Raw genomic sequence first — 18,426 nt, 5'->3', positions numbered from 1 at the left:
TAATTTAGCTAGGTTTGTTACTCACAAATCTCTATTATGCTGAAATCAATGACCGGCTTCGGAAGGGCGGAAAATACCAGGGGAGAGACCACTATCGTGGCAGAAGTAAAATCGCTCAATGGTAAGCAGTTTGACGTAAACCTGAAGATATCCCCGTTATTAAAGCCTTACGAATTTGATATCCGTAACCTGCTGCAGCAATCTTTGCTGCGTGGTACGCTGGATGCAACGGTGAATGTACGGCAGAACGGGGCTAACCGTCCGGTGATGATCAATACAGAACTGGCCAGGTTTTACCACCAGTCTATCACTACGCTGGCAACAGAGCTGAACATGCCGCAGGAAGATATGCTGAACGTGCTGATGAAATTGCCGGAAGTAGTGACACCTGCTACAGAACAGATCACAGAGGAAGAATGGAAAGAGGTGGAAAAAGTACTTAAAGCTGCGCTGGCAGAACTGGATGCACACCGCCAGGATGAAGGACAAATGATGGCTGCAGACCTGCTGGTACGCATAGATAACATAGAGTCTTATTGTGTGAAAGTGCGGGAACTGGACCCGCTGCGTAAGGATAAAGTTCGTCAGCGACTGGACAGTTTACTGGCAGAACATGTGGGTAAAGAGAATGTAGATGCGAACCGTCTGGAACAGGAACTGATATTTTATTTAGAAAAGCTGGATATTTCAGAAGAGCTGATCAGACTGGAAAATCATTGCCGTTACTTCAAGGAGATCCTGCATGAAGCAGATCCTGCGAAAGGAAAGAAGCTCGGATTTGTGCTGCAGGAAGTGGGTAGAGAGATCAATACAACCGGTTCAAAGGCAAATGATGCTGCCATACAACAATGGGTGGTACTGATGAAGGATGAGCTGGAAAAGGCAAAAGAACAGGTACTGAACGTACTTTAATAAAAGTATTTCGAATTATATGAGTAATTTCTGCCGGACTATTGTGGCCGCAGGTATGCTGCTGATAGTGGCTTCCTGCCAACCCATGAAGATGGACACCTATGAAAAGAACCTGGAGATTCCGGGACATGAATGGTCTTACGAGCATAAACCCGTTTTTGAGGTTACATTGCTTCCGCAGGACACCGCTTACCTGTATAATATATTTGTGAATGTAAGGCATAAGGACTCCTACCCTTACAGCAATATATGGCTGGTAGTAAATACACAGTTTCCTGAAGGACAGCCAATTCCTCAGCGCGTAGAACTGCCGTTGGCAGACATGTCCGGCAAATGGCTGGGTAGCGGGCTGGATGATATTTATGAGCATCAGATACCTATTCAGCAGAGAGCAATACTGAACAAGCCGGGTACTTACCGGTTCACCTTTGAACAAAACATGCGGCAAAATCCGCTGCCAGATATCATGAATGTAGGCCTGCGGATCGAGAAAGCCGGGTTACGGAAAAATGAGAAAACTATTCCTTAAAATGCACGAAGGAAAGGTAATTTCCTTCATCTACCTCTTTGTACTGGCATACACTATTCTCGCCCTGGTATGGTGGGGCATACTGTTGTTCATGCAAAGTGAACAGATTGCCCGCTTCGAAGTCCAGAACCTGGAACTAAGAACAGATAGTGTTTCACACCCCGTAGAATATCACCAGGAACTCCAACGTATAGAAACTACCGAAAAACGACGAACTGTCATGTTCTTTGGAGAGGGAGTTATTTTCCTTGCCATCATACTTTTAGGCGGGTTCTTTGTGTACCTCGCTGTCTATAAACAGATGAAGTTATCGCAGCAGCAACAGAACTTTCTGATGGCTGTGACACATGAACTGAAGTCGCCCATTGCTGCCGCCAAACTGAATCTGGAAACATTACGCAAACATAGGCTGGATGAAGAAAAGCAGCATCGCCTGCTGGATAATACCATCCGTGAAACCAACCGCCTGGACCAGCTTTGTAATAATATTTTGCTGGCATCCCAGATGGAATCCCAGCGTTATCAGCTGTACCTGGAAGACCTTGATTTCTCTGCCCTGCTGGAAGCCGGCGTAAAAGAAATACAATCCCGGATACCGACCCATACCATACAGGCACATATTTTGCCTGACGTGTGGTTGAACGGGGACAAGTTCATGTTACAGATCGTGCTGAGTAACCTGATAGAGAACGCCGCTAAATATTCACCTAAGAATACGGTGATAGATGTGACACTCACAGCAACAGGGAATCAGCTTAAATTAAAGGTAACGGACCAGGGACCTGGAATACCGATTGATGAGCGCAGGCGCATCTTCCTTAAGTTTTATCGTATAGGCAATGAAAATACGCGTAAATCCAAAGGCTCGGGGTTGGGTTTATTCCTTACTGAGAGGATAGTACAGCAACATGGAGGAACAATTATAGTAAAGGACAATGTGCCGGCAGGCGCCAGTTTTGAAATAACATGGCCTGTATATTCCGCACAAACTGTGTAAATTAGACTATCGCAATTATAAATTATGAAGGAAGCTACAAAAGCATCCATACTACTGGTAGAGGACGAAGAGAACCTCCAGGAAGCATTGAAGCTTAACCTGGAGCTTGAAGGATATGAAGTTACAGCTGTAGATAATGGCACCGCTGCTTTGAAGGCGGTGAAGAATGAATATTTTGATCTGATCATACTGGATATCATGCTGCCGGAAATGGACGGTATTGCCGTATGTGAGAATATCCGTATTCAGAATAATGAGGTGCCCATTTTATTCCTGAGTGCCAAGAACAGTAGTGCAGACAGGGTATTGGGTCTGAAAAAAGGCGGGGATGATTATATGACCAAGCCTTTTAACCTGGAAGAGCTGCTGCTGAGGGTGGAAAAACTGATCGTAAAGAATAAGAAGATTCAGGATAAGGACAGTGTTCCAAGCATATACCGCTTCGGAAGTAATGAAATAGACTTTGGTGCACAGGAATGTATAGGCAAAGACGGAAAACATTATGAATTAAGCAAGAAGGAGGCAATGTTGCTGAAACTGCTGATAGAGAACAAAGGGGAAGTAGTTACCCGGGAGAAGATCCTGCAGGTGGTATGGGGTTACAATGTATACCCTACTACCCGTACTATTGATAACTTTATACTGAACTTCCGGAAGTATTTTGAGGAAGACAGCCGGAACTCGCGATATTTCCACTCTGTGAGAGGTGTCGGCTACAAGTTTACCGAATAGAAGCTCCGCCAGGAGCTTTTTGTTTTTAACCCAACTACCACTTACCACGCATTTTCCCCCAATTTCGGGAGAAATGCTGCCTTGTAATAATTGTCACTTTAAATTCATACATATTTGGCGGATATTTAATATCGGTCTTAACTGATGTTGCAATGCCGTACCTGAGTGAGGTTTTCTAACCTGGTGATGGTACTACTTTGTAGTACAGACTTTAATTATATCCTTTTAAATAAAAACCGTTAAAGAGTTGAGGCTTTGCAATGACATACTCAATGCAGCAGGTTGGCCGTACTGGCTGTTTTTTTTGTTAAGTGTAACGATATTATGTTTCCTTTTTTTCAGAAGAGAGAGGCGGATAAGGAAGATCACAGCAAAAGAGATAACCCGGCAACAATCCCTTGTATACCTGGAAATGCACGCATTTCAGGCACAGATGGACCCTCATTTCATCTTCAATAGCCTGAATGCAATACATCATTATATCCTTACTACCAGTACGGACCTGGCATCTCTGTACCTTACCCGCTTTGCAAGACTGATGCGTTCCATGATCCGGAACTGCAACAGGGAATGGATCAACCTGGAAGAGGATGTAGAAGCTCTTGAACTATATCTGCAACTGGAACAGCTGCGTTTTGGCCCGCAGTTCGACTATAACCTGGAAGTATTGCCGGAAGTATTCCAGCAGGTGACCATGATTCCCCCTCTTATTATTCAGCCGTACGTGCAGGAAGCCATCTGGCAACGCTTGTTACTGAGACCCGAAAAGACCGGGGGACATCTGAAAATCATTATCAGTCGGGATAAAGACATGCTCTGCATCCATATCGCAGACAACGGGGTTCATAATGACACTCTGCCCCCCTCAGACGCTTCTTTCCTGAAAGGGATCACCATTGCCGCAGAAAGACTGGAAGCCATCAACGAAAAGTATAACCTGAAAGCTTCAGTAAAAGAAGAAGATATCTATAATGACCAGCATGAACCCGATGGAAGTCATGTTATTATCATGATGCAACACGTTTCCAGCCGTTTGAACTAACCCCTGCATATTTTATTAAAATCATACACAAATCTTTACGGGAAATATTGTACTTTTTCCCTGCCTGACCTATATGTAAACATAAGCAGGGAATTTTGGGGACAAAGAATTTGTAGAACATGCGCACCATCATTGTGGATGATGAAAAACTAAGCAGAAGTGTACTAACGCTTTTATTGGAGAAACACTGCCCGGCAGTAAACATTGTGGCTGTTTGTGCCGATGGAATTACTGCTTTAGAGGCTATAGAGGCACATAAACCTGAACTCCTTTTCCTGGACGTGGAAATGCCGGGTCTGAATGGCTTTGAAGTATTGCAGGCCTGCAAGGACGCCAGTTTCTCTATCATAATAACAACCTCGCATGATCATTATGCGCTGGATGCTATCCGTCATAACGCGCTGGATTACCTGATGAAGCCTATTATCAGGGAAGATCTGCAGGAAGCCGTGGATAAAGCCCAGGTACGCCTTTCCAAAATGAAAGGGCAGACCGTCAGCAAAACAGATAGCCTGATGGAATTCCTGCATCAGCACCTGCATCCGGGAGAACGGCTGGCACTACCAAGTCCTGAAGGACTAAGGATGTTGCTGGTAAAGGATATCATGTACTGCGTAGCAGACGGGGAAAATACCAAAATTTATCTGCAGAATTCGCCGGAGCAACCATCACTGGTATGCCGCACATTAAAAGAAGTAGAGAGCAATCTAAAGAATAAAGGATTTTTCAGGGTACACCATAGTTATGTGGTGAACCTCTTCTATATGGACAGGTATATAAAAGGAGATGGTGGAGATATTATTATGAGTGATGGAAGTAGTATACCGGTGTCCCGGAATCGTAAGCAGGAATTTATGGAAAGGATAGAGCGGCTGTAAGTATACTTACAGCCTTTTTATTTCCGTACAGGCCATCCATCCGGTTTTACCATCTGGCAACACTATTTTGCAGTATTCCTGCGTAGCATCTGTTACCTGTACTTTTACACCTTCATGTAATTCAAAAATGTCTTTGCTGCCCAGATCCGGTGCCGCTTTTACTTTTACAGCACTACTCATAATGATACCGGTATCATGTACACTGCTGTTCATAAAAGCACTAACAGCCATACTTATAAAGCAAAGAAACAACACACCTGTAACAACATTTGCCCATTTTATTAAAGCCGGTTTAAAGGAAGGGCGCAGCAGCATTGCAATAATACCCGTTACTAATAACCATAAGAAAAGAATACTTCCTAATGCCCATCCGTTCGGGTTATACAGGTGTTGTATCTGTAACCACCATTGCTGGAAGAATAACAGGGGTATATCATTTACATATCCTTCTACCCGCTGATTAGCTACAGAAAGATTATGTGTTGCCGGTTTATAGAAAGGATCCTTGATCAGTGCTTTTTCATAATTATAAATAGCCAGGCCGGTACGGTTGGCTTTGTACCAGGCATTACCCGCATTCACATATAACTCAGGCTGGTTATAACCTTCATCTATCAGTTGCTGGTAAATACCGGCGGCGTCGCTGTATTGTTTTTGCCGGAAAAGATCATTGGCTTTGCTGAACAACTGTTGCTGCGGTATCTCTGCTGCCAGTAATGAATTACATAACAGCAAGCAGCAACAGATACCTGTTAATATTGATTTCATCCGTTAATAGTTATGTTTTATGCAACTGTTTTTGCGCGTTGCAGCTCGTCTTCTAATTGGCTGATCACCTTTACTGCCTGCTGATAGGTACCCTGCATTTTATCGTTGTTATGCATAGGTGTATACAGTGCCATTTCGCAATTATCAAGCAGTTCGAATAGCTGGTCTGTATTCTCTCCGTTGATCTGTTGTTGTGAAAGGCGTTCCTGGATCAGCTGTTTACTAAGATCTGAAAAAGGAATATGTAGTTTATTACTGAGATAACCCCATACAGCACGGGACGTTTCCTCATAAAAAGCTTTGTCTTTTCCTTCCCGCAGGTAGCGAGCTGCCAGTTCCAGGCGTTTGAGCGCTACTTTATTAGCATAGCGGTGTTTAAGGAATGCTGCGTTATTCTGCTGATAATCCTGTTTGCGGCGGTAAAATAATGCAACGATCAGGACTACTAACGGAAGCAGTAATAAGATATAGAACCACGGACTTACTAACAGGAATCGTTGGTCTTTGATCCATTGTAGTTGTCCGTTAAAGTTAGAGGTGATGGTATTCTTGTTTTCGCTAAAGTCTTCCTTCTCTTTTTTCGCCTGTTTGCCTGCAGTTACATGCACTTTAAAGGCAGGGGAACGCATTGTTTTATAACTATTGGATGCTGCGTCGAAGTAAGAAAACTCTACAGGAGGGATGGTTTGATCCCCTGCTTCCACCGGCATAAGCGCAAACTCAAACTGACGGGAACCGGAAAGAGGATTACTGTTCTTCTCAATGTTATCAGTAACCTTCGGATCATACTTTTCGAAACTGGATGGAATATCCAGTTTAGGCGCATTCAGCAGGTTCACATTACCCTGACCGGAGATGACCACTTTCAATGTGAGAGCATCGTCTGTACTCAGGTTTTGTTTGTCTACTGTAGCCGTCATGTTGAATTTACCGACGGCACCGGTGAAGCTGATAGGGCGGCTATCTACCGGCAGAGGCTTCACATTTATTTTTACAGGCGGTGTTTGTATTTTATACGGTACATCTTCATAACTCACTTCCGGACGGTTAAAGAAATCGTCGAAGAAAGGATCGTTGAAGGGGTCGTTAAATGCATCCCCGAAAGGATCACGGGCCGCTTTTTTGTTATTCTTTACAAGCTTTACCAGTCTTACATGATTATCCACTTCTACGGGATCCAGTTCCAGTGTACCGGATTGTAGTGGGAACAGGAGCGTTTTACGAATGATAAATACTTTGAAAGGTATGCCATTCACCAGTTCTTCTGTTGCCTGTGGCGGATTGGGCAATTCTATATCTTTAGCAGAAAAGCCTTTGAAAGCAGGTACTTTGGTAACGCTTGAATTTGTTGGGAGGCGTGTATATAGTTTATAGGTAACCGTTAACTGTTGCCCTTCATAGAGGCTGGTTTTATCAACGTCTACCTTTACAAAAATGTTCTTTTTTAGCTTTGCATTTACGTCTTCTCCATTCTTCAGTACACCTTCCATTTCATCCTGCCTGCTTTGTTGTTGTTGTGCGCGGGACTGAGGAATAGCTGTTTGAGGGAGCTGTTGCTGTTGAGGTCCCAGGCTACGGGCACCCTTTACTACTTCTATCGTAACCGGGTTGGAACGCACCACATTGCCATTCGAGCGTGCGGTAGCACCTGTGAGGGTAAAGTTTCCTACCCTTTTAGGTTGCAGCACATAAATGAGTGCAATATATTCAGAGCGGTGACCGTTCATAATAGACTGCCCCTGCATCTGGGAAGGCCCCTGCAACACTTCAAAATCGTTAAAGGATGGAGGGGTAAAACTAGTTACATTAGGAGCGTTTTCCAGCATGAATTGTATCTGGAAAGGTTCATCCAGTGCCACTTTTGTATTACTAACAGTGGTAGTGAATTTAAAATCCTGCGCCTGCAGGCATGATACTACACCCAGAGAACAAAGCAGGGATAGTACACTCATCCTTATACTAACAGTATTGACCATCATAATGCATAACAAATTTAACCAAAGCCAACCCTGTTATGACCGGGTACCCAGTTAAAACTTAGTTAAAAAAATAATAGATATGAAGGTGAAAAGTGCTTACTGGTAAGGGTTTTACTGGATATCTCCCAGCATGGGCCGCATAAGTACTTCTTCCACAACAGCCTGAGCCGACAGTGTATATGCCGCCCATAGCAGGTTCGCAACGTCTTCCGGTTCCATCATACGGCCCGGAGGGGCATCAAAACCATCCCAGGAGGCCGTTAATGTAGGGCCCGGGCTGAGGGACGTTACTTTCACATTATGTTGTTTCAGCTCTTCGCGCAGGTTGCGGGAAAATCCCAGCAGGGCAAACTTAGTGATGCTATAAGCCCCGCCGTTTGGGTATGCCGTATAACTGGCTGTAGAGCAGAGGTTGAAGATATGCCCTTTGCGCTGTGCTTTCATCGCAGGCAATAATTGCCGGGTAAGGTGATAGGCACTGTACACGTTTGCGGCCATCATGCTTTCCAGCAATCCGTCTTCCTGTTCGTCCAGGCTTCCGGGTACAAAAATACCAGCATTGTTTACCAGTATATCCACTGCCGGGAATACCGATTTTATTTTGGCTGCAAAGGCAAGTACATCCTCTTTTTTACCCATGTCTGCGGGCATGGATAATATGGTAGCCTGCGGATTTTGTGCCTGTATATCAGTAACAGCCTGTTCCAGGTTGGCTGCATTCCTGGCACAAATAGCTATGTTAAATCCTTCCCGGGCAAGCTTTTCAGCGATGGCCTTCCCTATGCCTTTACTGGCTCCGGTGATTACTGCGTTCATAAATTCCATTTATAAGAGGGTGGAAAATAGTAAATTTATGCCTGCTTTCAGCAGCATTTTAAGATGAAATACAAACATATATTTTTTGACCTTGATCATACATTGTGGGATTTTGAAGCCAACTCATTTGAGGTTTTAGAGGAATTATACCATGAGCATAACCTGGAAAGCAGAGGAGTAGCCTCTTTTGCAGTTTTTCATGAACAGTTTACTGAACATAACGAGAAGTTATGGGATCGTTTCCGAAAAGGATTTATTAACCGGCATGAGTTGCGTGTGAAACGTTTCCGGGTAACGTTGCTCGACTTTAAAATCGGGGATGAGAAATTAGCGGAAGCATTAAGTGTGCACTTCCTGGAACGATTACCCTCTAAAACGAACTTATTCCCGCATACTAAAGACGTGCTGGAATATCTGGCAGCTAAAAACTACCCTATCCATCTCATTACCAATGGGTTTGAGGAAACACAGCTGCAAAAAATACGTAATTCGGGGATAGATCATTTCTTTACACATATCATTACTTCAGAATCCGCTGGTACGCTGAAACCAAAGAAAGAGATTTTTGATTTCGCTATTGCCAAGGCTGTGGCCACTACAGAGACCAGCATTATGATTGGAGATGCGCTGGATATTGATGTGCTGGGAGCGTATAATGCGGGGATAGACCAGGTACACTTTAATCCACTGTTACTGGCTCCTAAGATTGATCTGAAGCCAACTTACTCTATTCAGAGCCTGCATGAACTAAAGGAAATATTATAAGAGCTTAAAATAAAAAGGAGCGGACTCTGTTTCTAACTGAGTCCGCTCCTTTTTTGCATGGAAATTACTTTTGGGCAGCAGGCTTCGCTGGCTGAGCCGCTTGTGCTGGCTTTGCCGGTTTGGCAGTACGCAGACCAGCTGTTTTGCTGGGCTGTTTGCAACATGCTTTGTTACTCTTACTGCAGGATTTCTCCTTTGCTTTCTCCTGGGCCAGTACTGTACCAGTAATGAATAATACAGTGGCAGCGCCTATGATTAATTTCTTCATATATGCGTATTTTATAAGGTTGCAATTACTGTCTGACCTGCACGCACTACCTGGTCCAGCTGAACGGATACCTGGGTACCTATGGGCAGATAAAGGTCTACTCTTGAACCAAATTTAATGAAGCCCATTTCTTCATTCTGTGTTACGTCCATACCTGCTTTCAGATAGTTGACGATACGGCGGGCCAATGCACCGGCGATCTGTCTTACCAGTACATCTGCTTTTCCGTTACCGATCACCACTGTATGGCGTTCGTTTTCGGTAGATGATTTTGGATGCCAGGCCACCAGGTATTTACCCGAATGGTACTGAGATAGTTTTACCTGTCCGCTGATAGGGTTCCTGTTCACATGTACATTTGCAGGGCTCATAAAGATAGACACCTGCAGGCGTTTGTCTTTGAAATACTCAGGTTCATAGGTTTCTTCAATCACCACTACTTTACCGTCGCAGGGCGCTAATACCAGGGCCTCATCATGTTTCATTTCCCGGTTTGGAATACGGAAAAAGGAAATGATGAACAGGAAAAGTGCCAGGGAAAAGGCAGCAATAATCTGGAGCGTGAGCGTGTTTCCTGAAAAATAAAAAACAGCGCCATTGATCAGTGCAAGCACTACAAAGGTCAGTAAAATGGTGGCCAATCCTTCTCGGTGGATCTTCATGTTGTGTTGTTGTTTGATGCGAAGTTAAATCATTGCGAATAAATGTACATATAACCATGCAAAAGGAGCTGCAAGTAGCAGAGAATCAAAGCGATCCATAAAACCACCATGCCCTGGCATTATTTTGCCGGAATCCTTTACACCGGCCATACGCTTGAGTTTTGACTCCAGCAGATCGCCTATTGTACCAAAAATGGCCGCGATCGCTGCCAGTGCCAGCCAGTGTTGCAGGGACAGCCATTGCTGGCCCCAGTAATAGCCGTACACACCAGCGGCAGCTACAGCCAGGATCATACCGCCTACAGTACCTTCTATGGTCTTTTTAGGGGATATGGTGGGCGCAAAAGGAGTGCGTCCTATGAGAGAGCCTACGATGTAGGCCATGGTATCATTGATCCAGATGAAAATGATGAGCAGCAGGGGTATCAGCCAGCCTGGTCCGGTACCGGTAGCCGTAGGTGTAAAGCGGATACTGCCATAATTCAGGCACAGGTGTATCAGTAATCCCAGGGAGAGTGTGATATAAATGAGCCCCAGGGCAGAATACCCCATGTTTTTAAGCGAGAACTCTTTACTCAGCAGTATTTCTCCTATAGGCAGTACCAGCAGGAAAATAACGGCCAGCCACCAGCCCAGAAAACCTAATGAGAGGTTTGCGGAAGAGATGAAATGTTCACCCGTAAAGGCCATGATCAGCGCACAACTGGCAACGAGAATACCGTTCCTGTGCCAGCCGGAAATATTGGCATATTCAGGATCTATGTTCCTGATCAGTTTGAAATATTCCTGCAGGGCAAAGAAATTGACCATGAAAAAAAGCAGGAAAAAAGTAAAGGGACTGTATAAGATCCCGCCCAGCATCACGGCTACAAAAACAAGGGCAGTAGCTGTTCGGGTGAAAAATGTCTTCATGTAAGCGTATAATTTGAAAGTTGATGTCCGCTGTTCAGGCGGCTTTTATTCTTCATTCTCAGGATTCTCCTGCAGCAGTTTTATTGCTTCTGCTTCCTGGGACTGATGTACGTAAACTTCGGCCATCCCGGGCAGTGCCACAAGATAGGAAGAGTCTACCCGGTTTACCAGTACTGCGTTTACACCGTATTCCTGTAACATACCTTTCACTATTTCCGCCCGGAAAGTTTGGTTGGTAGTAAATATTTTCACCCAGTCTTTTTCCATAAGTCTTTTATTGAAGCCTGTAATTTACGATTTACTCGCCGATTGAATTTATATCTGGTTCTTTTACAGAGAGTAGTTTGGGTTGATCTGATCTTTTACGCAGGTACCACAGTAGTGCTACTGTTATAATCAGGCTGATGGCTGCGCTATACCAGGCGGTGGTTTCAGACGCCATAGGATCATCATGGATCAGTTTAGCCTGATAAAGATAGACCATCACCACCTGCATTCCGTTATTGAGGAAGTGTCCGAGAATGGATAACCAGAGGTTGCCACTCAGATAATAGATGGCGCCCAGCAGGAAGCCCAGTATAATACGGGGGATAAAGTCCAGCCATTCCATATGGATAGCACTGAAAATGGTAGCGGTAATGATGACCGCTATCCAGGGAATCTTTGGCATAGCCTGGATAAGTAAACGTTGTATCACTCCTCTGAAAAAGAACTCTTCTGCGATGGCCGGGAGTATGGCAATGAGTACAATGTTTACGAGCAGCGTGCCAAAATCGGGCATTTTCAGCAATACCCTGGTCAGGAGTTCGGCCTGTTCTTCCATTTGCCTGGAGGCACCGGAAAGATGCCAGGTATGGTTCCAGTCGCTGGTAAAGCCAACCACCGGTAAAGCAGCCAGCATGATTAAAATAGCCAGTGCTGCGGGCACTACCCTGGGTGGTTTCTGTAAGTACATCCACTGTGCAGGGCTGGGATCTGCCAGATAGGCAAAAAGAGCCGCCGGGCACAGATAAACTACTAAAGTGTATAGAAATTGCGTTAATTTCAGATAGCCGAGAACTTTAGGTAGGGAAGGATCAGCAGTTTGTAATGTTTCTATGGTATAGCCGCTGATGTAAGGAAAGACAGTGATCAGGAAGATCCCGTACAGCAGTGAGAAGCCAATGAATAAGCCAAAGAATGTAGCGATCTGTAATGCTGGCGGGTACTGCCTCAGGTAGCCTGTCATAGAGTAATTTTGCGTAAATTTACAGTGCGAAATCGAGTTGGCAATTGGTTTCCGGATTAATAAGTGTTAATAGCCAGCTATCAATTAATAAAATGGTAAAAATTGGGAATATAATATTAGGTGATTTTCCGCTCTTACTGGCTCCGATGGAAGATGTAAGTGATCCACCTTTTCGTGCAGTGTGTAAAGATCAGGGTGCGGACCTGATGTATACGGAGTTTATTTCTTCGGAGGGTCTTATACGTGATGCGATCAAGAGCCGGCAGAAGCTGGATATATTTGATTATGAACGCCCTGTAGGCATTCAGATCTTTGGTGGGGATGAAGAACCAATGGCAATGGCTGCGCAGATAGTAGAGGCTACCAATCCTGATCTGCTGGATATCAACTATGGCTGCCCGGTGAAGAAAGTAGTATGTAAGGGTGCCGGTTCCGGTATCCTGAAGGATATTCCTAAAATGGTAAAGTTAACATCTGCTGTAGTAAAGGCTACCCGTCTGCCGGTAACGGTAAAGACCCGCCTTGGCTGGGATGATAACATGAAAAATATTGAAGAAGTAGCAGAACGTTTACAGGATATTGGAATACAGGCGCTTACAATACATGGACGTACCCGTACCCAGATGTATAAGGGTAGTGCAGACTGGTCACTGATCGCCAAAGTAAAGAACAATCCCCGTATTCATATACCCATCTTTGGTAATGGAGACATCTGTACACCTGAACAGGCAGTAGCCGCCAGACAAAAATATGGTGTGGACGGGATTATGATAGGACGTGCTGCAATAGGATATCCCTGGATCTTTAATGAAATCAAGCATTTTATGAAGACAGGTGAACATTTACCTCTTCCAACTGTTTTTGAGAGAGTAGAAGTTTGTAAAAAACATCTGCGGCACTCAGTAGCCTGGAAAGGGGACGTTGTAGGCATACTGGAAATGCGCCGGCACTATACCAATTATCTCAAAGGATTACCGCACATCAAAGATTTCAGACAACAATTAGTAACTTGCAATACGCTGGCAGCTGTAGAAGACGTTTTAGATAAAGTAGCAGTACATTACAAGGATCATGTTATAGAGCGGACATCCCCCCTTACAGACAATAATTTATTGCCGGCAAATAATGAAGTAGTAGATTGTAACGTTTACGGATAAACCCCAGGTTCAACTATTAAATTTCTTTCACATGGCCACGATTAAAAACCTGAAAAATGAAGTCTGGAAAGACTTGCAGATTAAAAATAAATCTGCCCTGCGTAAAAAATACGCAGTATCTAATATGGGAAGAGTGATCAGCTATTATGAAGAGATCACGGACGGAAAATTATTGTCCGGATCTACAGTGGAAGGTTATACTGTATTGAATGTTAAGCCCGCAGACAGTTATCAGTCGCTATACCTGCACAGGGAAGTAGCCAAACTGTTTAACAAAAAGCCGGGCCGTACATACAAGTACGTGATCCATGTAGATTACGACAAGAAAAACAACAAGGTCAGTAACCTGCAATGGGCTACTAAAGAAGAAATGGAAGCGCATCAGCAGTTTAGTCCGGCTAAACTGGCCTACAAGGAAAAACAGCGCAACCGTGTTAAAGGGCTGAAGCTCAACATCACAAAAGTAAAGAGTATCAAACGTTTACTGGCTAAACCCGGTAAAAAGACAATGAAACAGATTGCTGAGCAGTTTGATATCAGTGAGATGCAGCTCTACCGTATTAAAAGCGGAGAAAACTGGAGCCATGTTACCCTGGATTAAGCCAGCTATCCTGAAGGGGATCAGATGATATTGTGTTACAATGGTATAATGTTAACGCCAGGCCTTTGTATAATTTGCCAGGTAATGGTACTTAGCAAGGACGTATCAGGAACAGACTTTTAAAGTTATGCCCTGGCGCCTTTTTTCCCTTTCGGCCCTTTTTTCTTTCCCGTTTTTTCTTTGCCACTCCCTGCCTGCTTGGATTCTTCCCGGAATAACCAGGGAGCGATAGGATTTGCCTGTGCCCAAAGGCCCAGCTTCTGCCTCCGTGCGTTCGCTTCTGCGGCTGCCAGCGGAGCGCTTTTTGAATATTTTGTATAATGCCAGGCATCCCCGTCTGCTATCAGCCACCCGTTTACATACTCATTATTGCTGCTGTAAACATCTCCTATCCAACGCTTATATTTGTCTTTACTCAGCAACTCTACCGTTACCATCTTTCCAAAGATCAGATCTGCCAGGGCCTGCCTGCTTTTCTGGTAATAATCCTGTCCTTTTTCAGGAGCATCTATAGCACTCAGGCGGATCTTGTAAGTCTCTTTTTTTACCAGTAATTCAAAGGTATCCCCGTCTATAATGCGTACCACTTTCCCTTTTACTTTTACAGGCGCTTTTTTCACAGTCGTATGAGCTGTTAATTGCTGCGTAAAGAAGCACAGGAAAAAGACAAGTATCAGATTAAAACGAGTGGGCATGAAATAGGATTTAGGCATGCGAAGTAACACATTTTATTTTAATGTGACTAGTGTTCTTGTGTATCTGGTCATCTTGTTATACCTTCCACGTAATAAAAGCGATAGTGAACATGTCTAGTAAGAAAATCGCCATCATTGGTGGTGGAAACCTGGGATCTGCGATAGCGCAGGGATTATTAAAGAGTGGCTTTGCGCAGGCTGCGGACCTTACCGTTACAAAAAGAAATATTGCGTCATTAAGCGAACTGCAGGCATTAGGTGTGCAGACGATCTCAGATAATGAAGCGGCTATCCGTGGTGCGGAAATAATAGTAGTGGCATTAAAGCCCTACAATGTAAAAGAGGTACTGGCAAAAGTGAAGAGTGCATTTGATCCGAAACGCCAGGTGCTGATCAGTGTAATGACCGGGGTATCTATAGACGACCTGGAAGAAATAGCAGGAGCAGGGATGCCGGTAGTGAGAGCAATGCCTAATACGGCCATCGCTATCCAGGAGTCAATGACCTGTATCTGTTATAAGAACGTACCGGAGCAACTGGTGACTTTTGTAAAGGATATGTTTGACCAGCTGGGGGTTACAGTAAGCATAGACGAAAAGCTGATGGATGCAGCTACCGTACTGGGAGCCTGTGGTATTGCCTATGCATTGCGTTTTATCCGGGCGAATATACAGGGTGGTATAGAGATAGGGTTTGATGTGAAAACTGCCAATCTGATTGCCGCACAGACGGTGAAGGGTGCAGCAGAACTGCTGATACGTGAAAAACGCCATCCGGAAGAAGAGATCGATAAAGTAACTACCCCTAAAGGATGCACCATCGCAGGTCTCAACGAGATGGAGCATCAGGGATTCAGCTCCTCATTGATCAAGGGGATTACAGTTTCGTACAATAAGATCGTGAAAGGTTAGACGATTTCCTGTTTGGGGTAATCGAAGAACAGGAATGTTTTCCTGGCGCGGTCAAAATCTTTCCATGAATCAGTAAATGCCTGTACGGCAAAGATACCAGTAGTGGGAACATTGTCTATACGTATCTCCTGGGTCAGGTAATTGGCAAAGTCAGTAATACCGGGGTTGTGTGCGAAGATGGCAACAGCGCTGAAATCATCATCTATTTTGGTAATTACTTTCAGAAAGGTAGACGCGTAACAGAGATAGAGTTCTTCTTCAAACAAGATAGCTTCTTTGGGATAATCCCACTCTTTGGCCATGATCTTGGCAGTACTGCTGGTACGTTTAGCCGGGCTGGCAATGATCAGCTCAGGTACAACTCCGCGCAGCATTAGTCTTGAGGCCATTTCCGGAGCATTCTGTTTGCCCCGTTTGTTAAGTGGCCTGTCGAAATCATCTACATCCGGATCATTCCAGCTGGATTTGGCGTGTCGAATAAGAAGTAATGTTTTCATAGCACATTACAGGTTAGTAGCATGAGAATTAATGTTTAGTACTACCTAATTTACGGATTTTACCGGGAGTAAGAGCGGACGGATGCGGTCCAGAGGACGTGGAAACAGGGATTTAAAGTAAATTTAATAATAGGCCCCGGCAGAATGCCGGGGCCTATATATTTAATATCCTCTTTCGTTCTTGCCTTCCATATAGTTCATGAAAGCTTTGTTTACCACACGGTTACCACCCGGAGTAGGATAGTTACCAGTGAAGTACCAATCACCCAGGTTATTGGGACATGCCTTATGTAAACTTTCTATAGATTGATAGATCACATCTACTTTGGCATTAATGCCGGAAGGAGTGATGATCTGTGCAATCTTGGCAGAGATTTCTTCTGTAGTAAAAGGTTTGTAAATATTGCGTACCACATTCTGTGCATGAAGGGTGTTGGTACGCTGCAGTTCCAGGCAGAGGCCATAAGCTTCCTGCAGGATATGTTCCTTATCGTGTTCTTTCAGCAGGGAAATAGCGGCCTGGAAGGCAACGAAATCACCCATCTTACTCATATCGATACCGTAGCAGTCAGGATAACGGATCTGCGGAGCAGAAGAAACAACGATGATCCTTTTTGGTCCCAGACGGTCCAGCATTTTGATGATGCTTTCGCGCAGTGTAGTACCGCGAACGATGGAGTCATCTATTACTACCAGGGTATCTATACCCGGGCGTACGGTACCATAGGTGATATCGTATACGTGCTGCACCATCTCATTACGGCCGGTATCTGCCGAAATAAAGGTGCGCATTTTCACGTCCTTGATAGCTATTTTATCAATGCGGACGCGGCGTCTGATCATTTCCGTCAGCTTCTCTTCATCTATGTCTTTACCCCAGGAAGCGATACGTTCTATCTTAATATTATTCAGGTAATCTTCCAGTCCTTTAATCATCCCGTAGAAAGCTATTTCAGCTGTGTTGGGGATAAAGGAGAAGATGGTATTGCGAAGGTCGTTGTCTATATTCTTCAGGATAGTTTCAGACAGGTTCTGACCAAGTGCGTGCCGCTCTTTATAGATCTTTTCATCGTTACCACGGGAGAAATAGATTCTTTCAAAGCTACAGGCACGGCGTTCTTTAGGAGCCAGTATCTGTTCTATGCTGTATTCGCCATTTTCTTTTACGATCAGCGCATTGCCCGGCATCAGTTCATGTACTTCATTCTCACCTACGTTGAAGGCGGTACGGATGGCAGCACGTTCGGAGGCGGCTACGATCACGTCGTCATTCACATAATAGTAAGAAGGGCGTATACCGTGTGCATCGCGGATTACAAAAGAATCACCGCTACCTAAAAGGCCACATACATGGTAACCACCGTCAAACATGGAGAAAGCCTGTTGCAGGATCTGCTTCACGTCAAGACCGTTGGTCCTTTCTTCATCTGCTTTGCAAAGGAAATGATGTACTACTTCCAGCATAGCAGCGAGGTCGCTGTTCTTATGTGTTTCTCCCGGCTGAACGTCCACGAACTTGAACAGTTCATCGGCGTTTACCAGGTTAAAGTTACCGGCGATTGCCAGATTGCGTGCGGGAATTGTGTTGTAGCGTACAAAGGGGTGGCAGAGTTCTACGTTATTTCTGCCCTGGGTTGCGTAGCGGAGATGGCCCATCAGTAATTCGCCCAGGAAACGCATATGCCCTTTCATGAGGCCAGGGTACTTGGTGATTTCCGGTTGGTACTTTTCGATCTCGTCAATCTCGTCCTTCACTTTGGCAAAGATATCACCGATTGCCTGTGTAGCGCTGCTTCGGAGGCGTTGCATAAAAGGAACCCCTGGCTCTGTATTCAATTTCACGGTTGCTATCCCTGCGCCATCCTGTCCCCTGTTATGCTGCTTTTCCATCAGCAGGTACAGCTTGTTGAGGCCGTAGAAAACCGTTCCATATTGTTGTTGGTAATAAGAAAACGGCTTCCTTAATCTTATAAATGCTAAACCGCATTCATGCTTTATGGCATCACTCATCCCTATAGAATTGAAGGCGCAAAGTTACGTGTAAAAAGCTGAAAAAGCCTAAAGTTCATGTTTAAAT

The 18,426-nt window shown here is 44.5% G+C and carries 21 protein-coding genes; 10 read left to right on the top strand and 11 right to left on the bottom strand.

What is annotated here, in order from left to right; genetic code table 11:
• Window positions 1-36 precede the first annotated feature (36 nt).
• From BMW86_RS10265 to BMW86_RS10240, 6 genes are all read left to right on the top strand, one after another.
• The gene (locus BMW86_RS10265; RefSeq protein ID WP_089781493.1) at window positions 37-912 is read left to right on the top strand and encodes a YicC/YloC family endoribonuclease; all 876 of its coding nucleotides are present in this window, start codon (window positions 37-39) and stop codon (window positions 910-912) included.
• 19 nt (window positions 913-931) lie between these two features.
• Window positions 932-1,441, top strand: coding sequence for a gliding motility lipoprotein GldH (locus BMW86_RS10260; protein WP_089781491.1), 510 nt, complete (start codon window positions 932-934; stop codon window positions 1,439-1,441).
• Entirely contained in the window at window positions 1,422-2,438 is a 1,017-nt protein-coding gene (locus BMW86_RS10255; protein ID WP_089781489.1) for a sensor histidine kinase, read from the top strand. The genes BMW86_RS10260 and BMW86_RS10255 overlap by 20 nt, the downstream gene beginning before the upstream one ends.
• Before the next feature lie 24 nt (window positions 2,439-2,462).
• Complete coding sequence (locus tag BMW86_RS10250; protein WP_089781487.1) at window positions 2,463-3,170, top strand: response regulator transcription factor; 708 nt, start codon at window positions 2,463-2,465, stop codon at window positions 3,168-3,170.
• A gap of 412 nt (window positions 3,171-3,582) precedes the next feature.
• Complete coding sequence (locus BMW86_RS10245; protein ID WP_089781485.1) at window positions 3,583-4,212, top strand: sensor histidine kinase; 630 nt, start codon at window positions 3,583-3,585, stop codon at window positions 4,210-4,212.
• Window positions 4,213-4,331: 119 nt separating this feature from the next.
• Window positions 4,332-5,090, top strand: coding sequence for a LytR/AlgR family response regulator transcription factor (locus BMW86_RS10240; RefSeq protein WP_089781483.1), 759 nt, complete (start codon window positions 4,332-4,334; stop codon window positions 5,088-5,090).
• 6 nt (window positions 5,091-5,096) lie between these two features.
• Here BMW86_RS10240 and BMW86_RS10235 read toward each other — a convergent pair whose 3' ends face one another.
• From BMW86_RS10235 to BMW86_RS10225, 3 genes are all read right to left on the bottom strand, one after another.
• Entirely contained in the window at window positions 5,097-5,858 is a 762-nt protein-coding gene (locus tag BMW86_RS10235) for an SH3 domain-containing protein (protein WP_143056543.1), read from the bottom strand.
• A gap of 17 nt (window positions 5,859-5,875) precedes the next feature.
• Complete coding sequence (locus tag BMW86_RS10230) at window positions 5,876-7,837, bottom strand: BatD family protein (RefSeq protein WP_089781479.1); 1,962 nt, start codon at window positions 7,835-7,837, stop codon at window positions 5,876-5,878.
• Window positions 7,838-7,948: 111 nt separating this feature from the next.
• Window positions 7,949-8,653: an SDR family oxidoreductase gene (locus BMW86_RS10225; RefSeq protein ID WP_089783629.1), complete on the bottom strand. Its 705-nt coding sequence runs from the start codon at window positions 8,651-8,653 to the stop codon at window positions 7,949-7,951.
• A 63-nt stretch (window positions 8,654-8,716) separates the two neighbouring features.
• On the opposite strand from BMW86_RS10225, the gene BMW86_RS10220 reads away from it, so the two are divergent.
• Window positions 8,717-9,418: a YjjG family noncanonical pyrimidine nucleotidase gene (locus BMW86_RS10220; protein ID WP_089781477.1), complete on the top strand. Its 702-nt coding sequence runs from the start codon at window positions 8,717-8,719 to the stop codon at window positions 9,416-9,418.
• 64 nt (window positions 9,419-9,482) lie between these two features.
• On the opposite strand, the gene BMW86_RS10215 is transcribed toward BMW86_RS10220, so the two are convergent.
• From BMW86_RS10215 to BMW86_RS10195, 5 genes are read right to left on the bottom strand one after another with little or no spacing between them, the layout of a single operon-like run.
• Window positions 9,483-9,686 (bottom strand): hypothetical protein, encoded by a 204-nt coding sequence (locus BMW86_RS10215; protein WP_089781474.1) that lies wholly within the window; start codon window positions 9,684-9,686, stop codon window positions 9,483-9,485.
• Between the two features lie 11 nt (window positions 9,687-9,697).
• Window positions 9,698-10,348, bottom strand: a complete 651-nt coding sequence (locus BMW86_RS10210) for a phosphatidylserine decarboxylase family protein (RefSeq protein ID WP_089781472.1) — start codon at window positions 10,346-10,348, stop codon at window positions 9,698-9,700.
• Window positions 10,349-10,372: 24 nt separating this feature from the next.
• The gene (locus tag BMW86_RS10205; RefSeq protein ID WP_089781470.1) at window positions 10,373-11,260 is read right to left on the bottom strand and encodes a phosphatidate cytidylyltransferase; all 888 of its coding nucleotides are present in this window, start codon (window positions 11,258-11,260) and stop codon (window positions 10,373-10,375) included.
• Between the two features lie 45 nt (window positions 11,261-11,305).
• Window positions 11,306-11,527, bottom strand: a complete 222-nt coding sequence (locus tag BMW86_RS10200; protein ID WP_089781468.1) for a putative signal transducing protein — start codon at window positions 11,525-11,527, stop codon at window positions 11,306-11,308.
• Window positions 11,528-11,558: 31 nt separating this feature from the next.
• Window positions 11,559-12,488: a CPBP family intramembrane glutamic endopeptidase gene (locus BMW86_RS10195; protein ID WP_089781466.1), complete on the bottom strand. Its 930-nt coding sequence runs from the start codon at window positions 12,486-12,488 to the stop codon at window positions 11,559-11,561.
• A 92-nt stretch (window positions 12,489-12,580) separates the two neighbouring features.
• On the opposite strand from BMW86_RS10195, the gene dusB reads away from it, so the two are divergent.
• On the top strand, window positions 12,581-13,645 hold the full coding sequence (gene dusB, locus BMW86_RS10190) for a tRNA dihydrouridine synthase DusB (protein ID WP_089781464.1): 1,065 nt from the start codon (window positions 12,581-12,583) through the stop codon (window positions 13,643-13,645).
• A gap of 31 nt (window positions 13,646-13,676) precedes the next feature.
• Window positions 13,677-14,246 (top strand): NUMOD4 domain-containing protein, encoded by a 570-nt coding sequence (locus tag BMW86_RS10185; RefSeq protein WP_089781462.1) that lies wholly within the window; start codon window positions 13,677-13,679, stop codon window positions 14,244-14,246.
• Window positions 14,247-14,371: 125 nt separating this feature from the next.
• On the opposite strand, the gene BMW86_RS10180 is transcribed toward BMW86_RS10185, so the two are convergent.
• On the bottom strand, window positions 14,372-14,941 hold the full coding sequence (locus tag BMW86_RS10180; RefSeq protein WP_177189211.1) for a thermonuclease family protein: 570 nt from the start codon (window positions 14,939-14,941) through the stop codon (window positions 14,372-14,374).
• A 110-nt stretch (window positions 14,942-15,051) separates the two neighbouring features.
• Here BMW86_RS10180 and proC point away from each other — a divergent pair, with 110 nt between their 5' ends.
• On the top strand, window positions 15,052-15,852 hold the full coding sequence (proC, locus tag BMW86_RS10175) for a pyrroline-5-carboxylate reductase (protein WP_089781459.1): 801 nt from the start codon (window positions 15,052-15,054) through the stop codon (window positions 15,850-15,852).
• Here the strand turns inward: proC and BMW86_RS10170 are convergent.
• Window positions 15,849-16,349: a SixA phosphatase family protein gene (locus tag BMW86_RS10170; RefSeq protein WP_089781457.1), complete on the bottom strand. Its 501-nt coding sequence runs from the start codon at window positions 16,347-16,349 to the stop codon at window positions 15,849-15,851. The genes proC and BMW86_RS10170 overlap by 4 nt on opposite strands.
• 162 nt (window positions 16,350-16,511) lie before the next feature.
• Window positions 16,512-18,359 (bottom strand): amidophosphoribosyltransferase, encoded by a 1,848-nt coding sequence (locus tag BMW86_RS10165; protein WP_089781454.1) that lies wholly within the window; start codon window positions 18,357-18,359, stop codon window positions 16,512-16,514.
• Between the last annotated feature and the right edge of the window lie 67 nt (window positions 18,360-18,426).

Origin of the sequence: Chitinophaga sp. YR573 (assembly GCF_900110995.1) — a bacterium.
Classification (GTDB): domain Bacteria; phylum Bacteroidota; class Bacteroidia; order Chitinophagales; family Chitinophagaceae; genus Chitinophaga.
The sequence above is the reverse complement of the archived record's forward strand: the minus strand, read 5'-3'. Positions and strand labels throughout refer to the sequence as shown.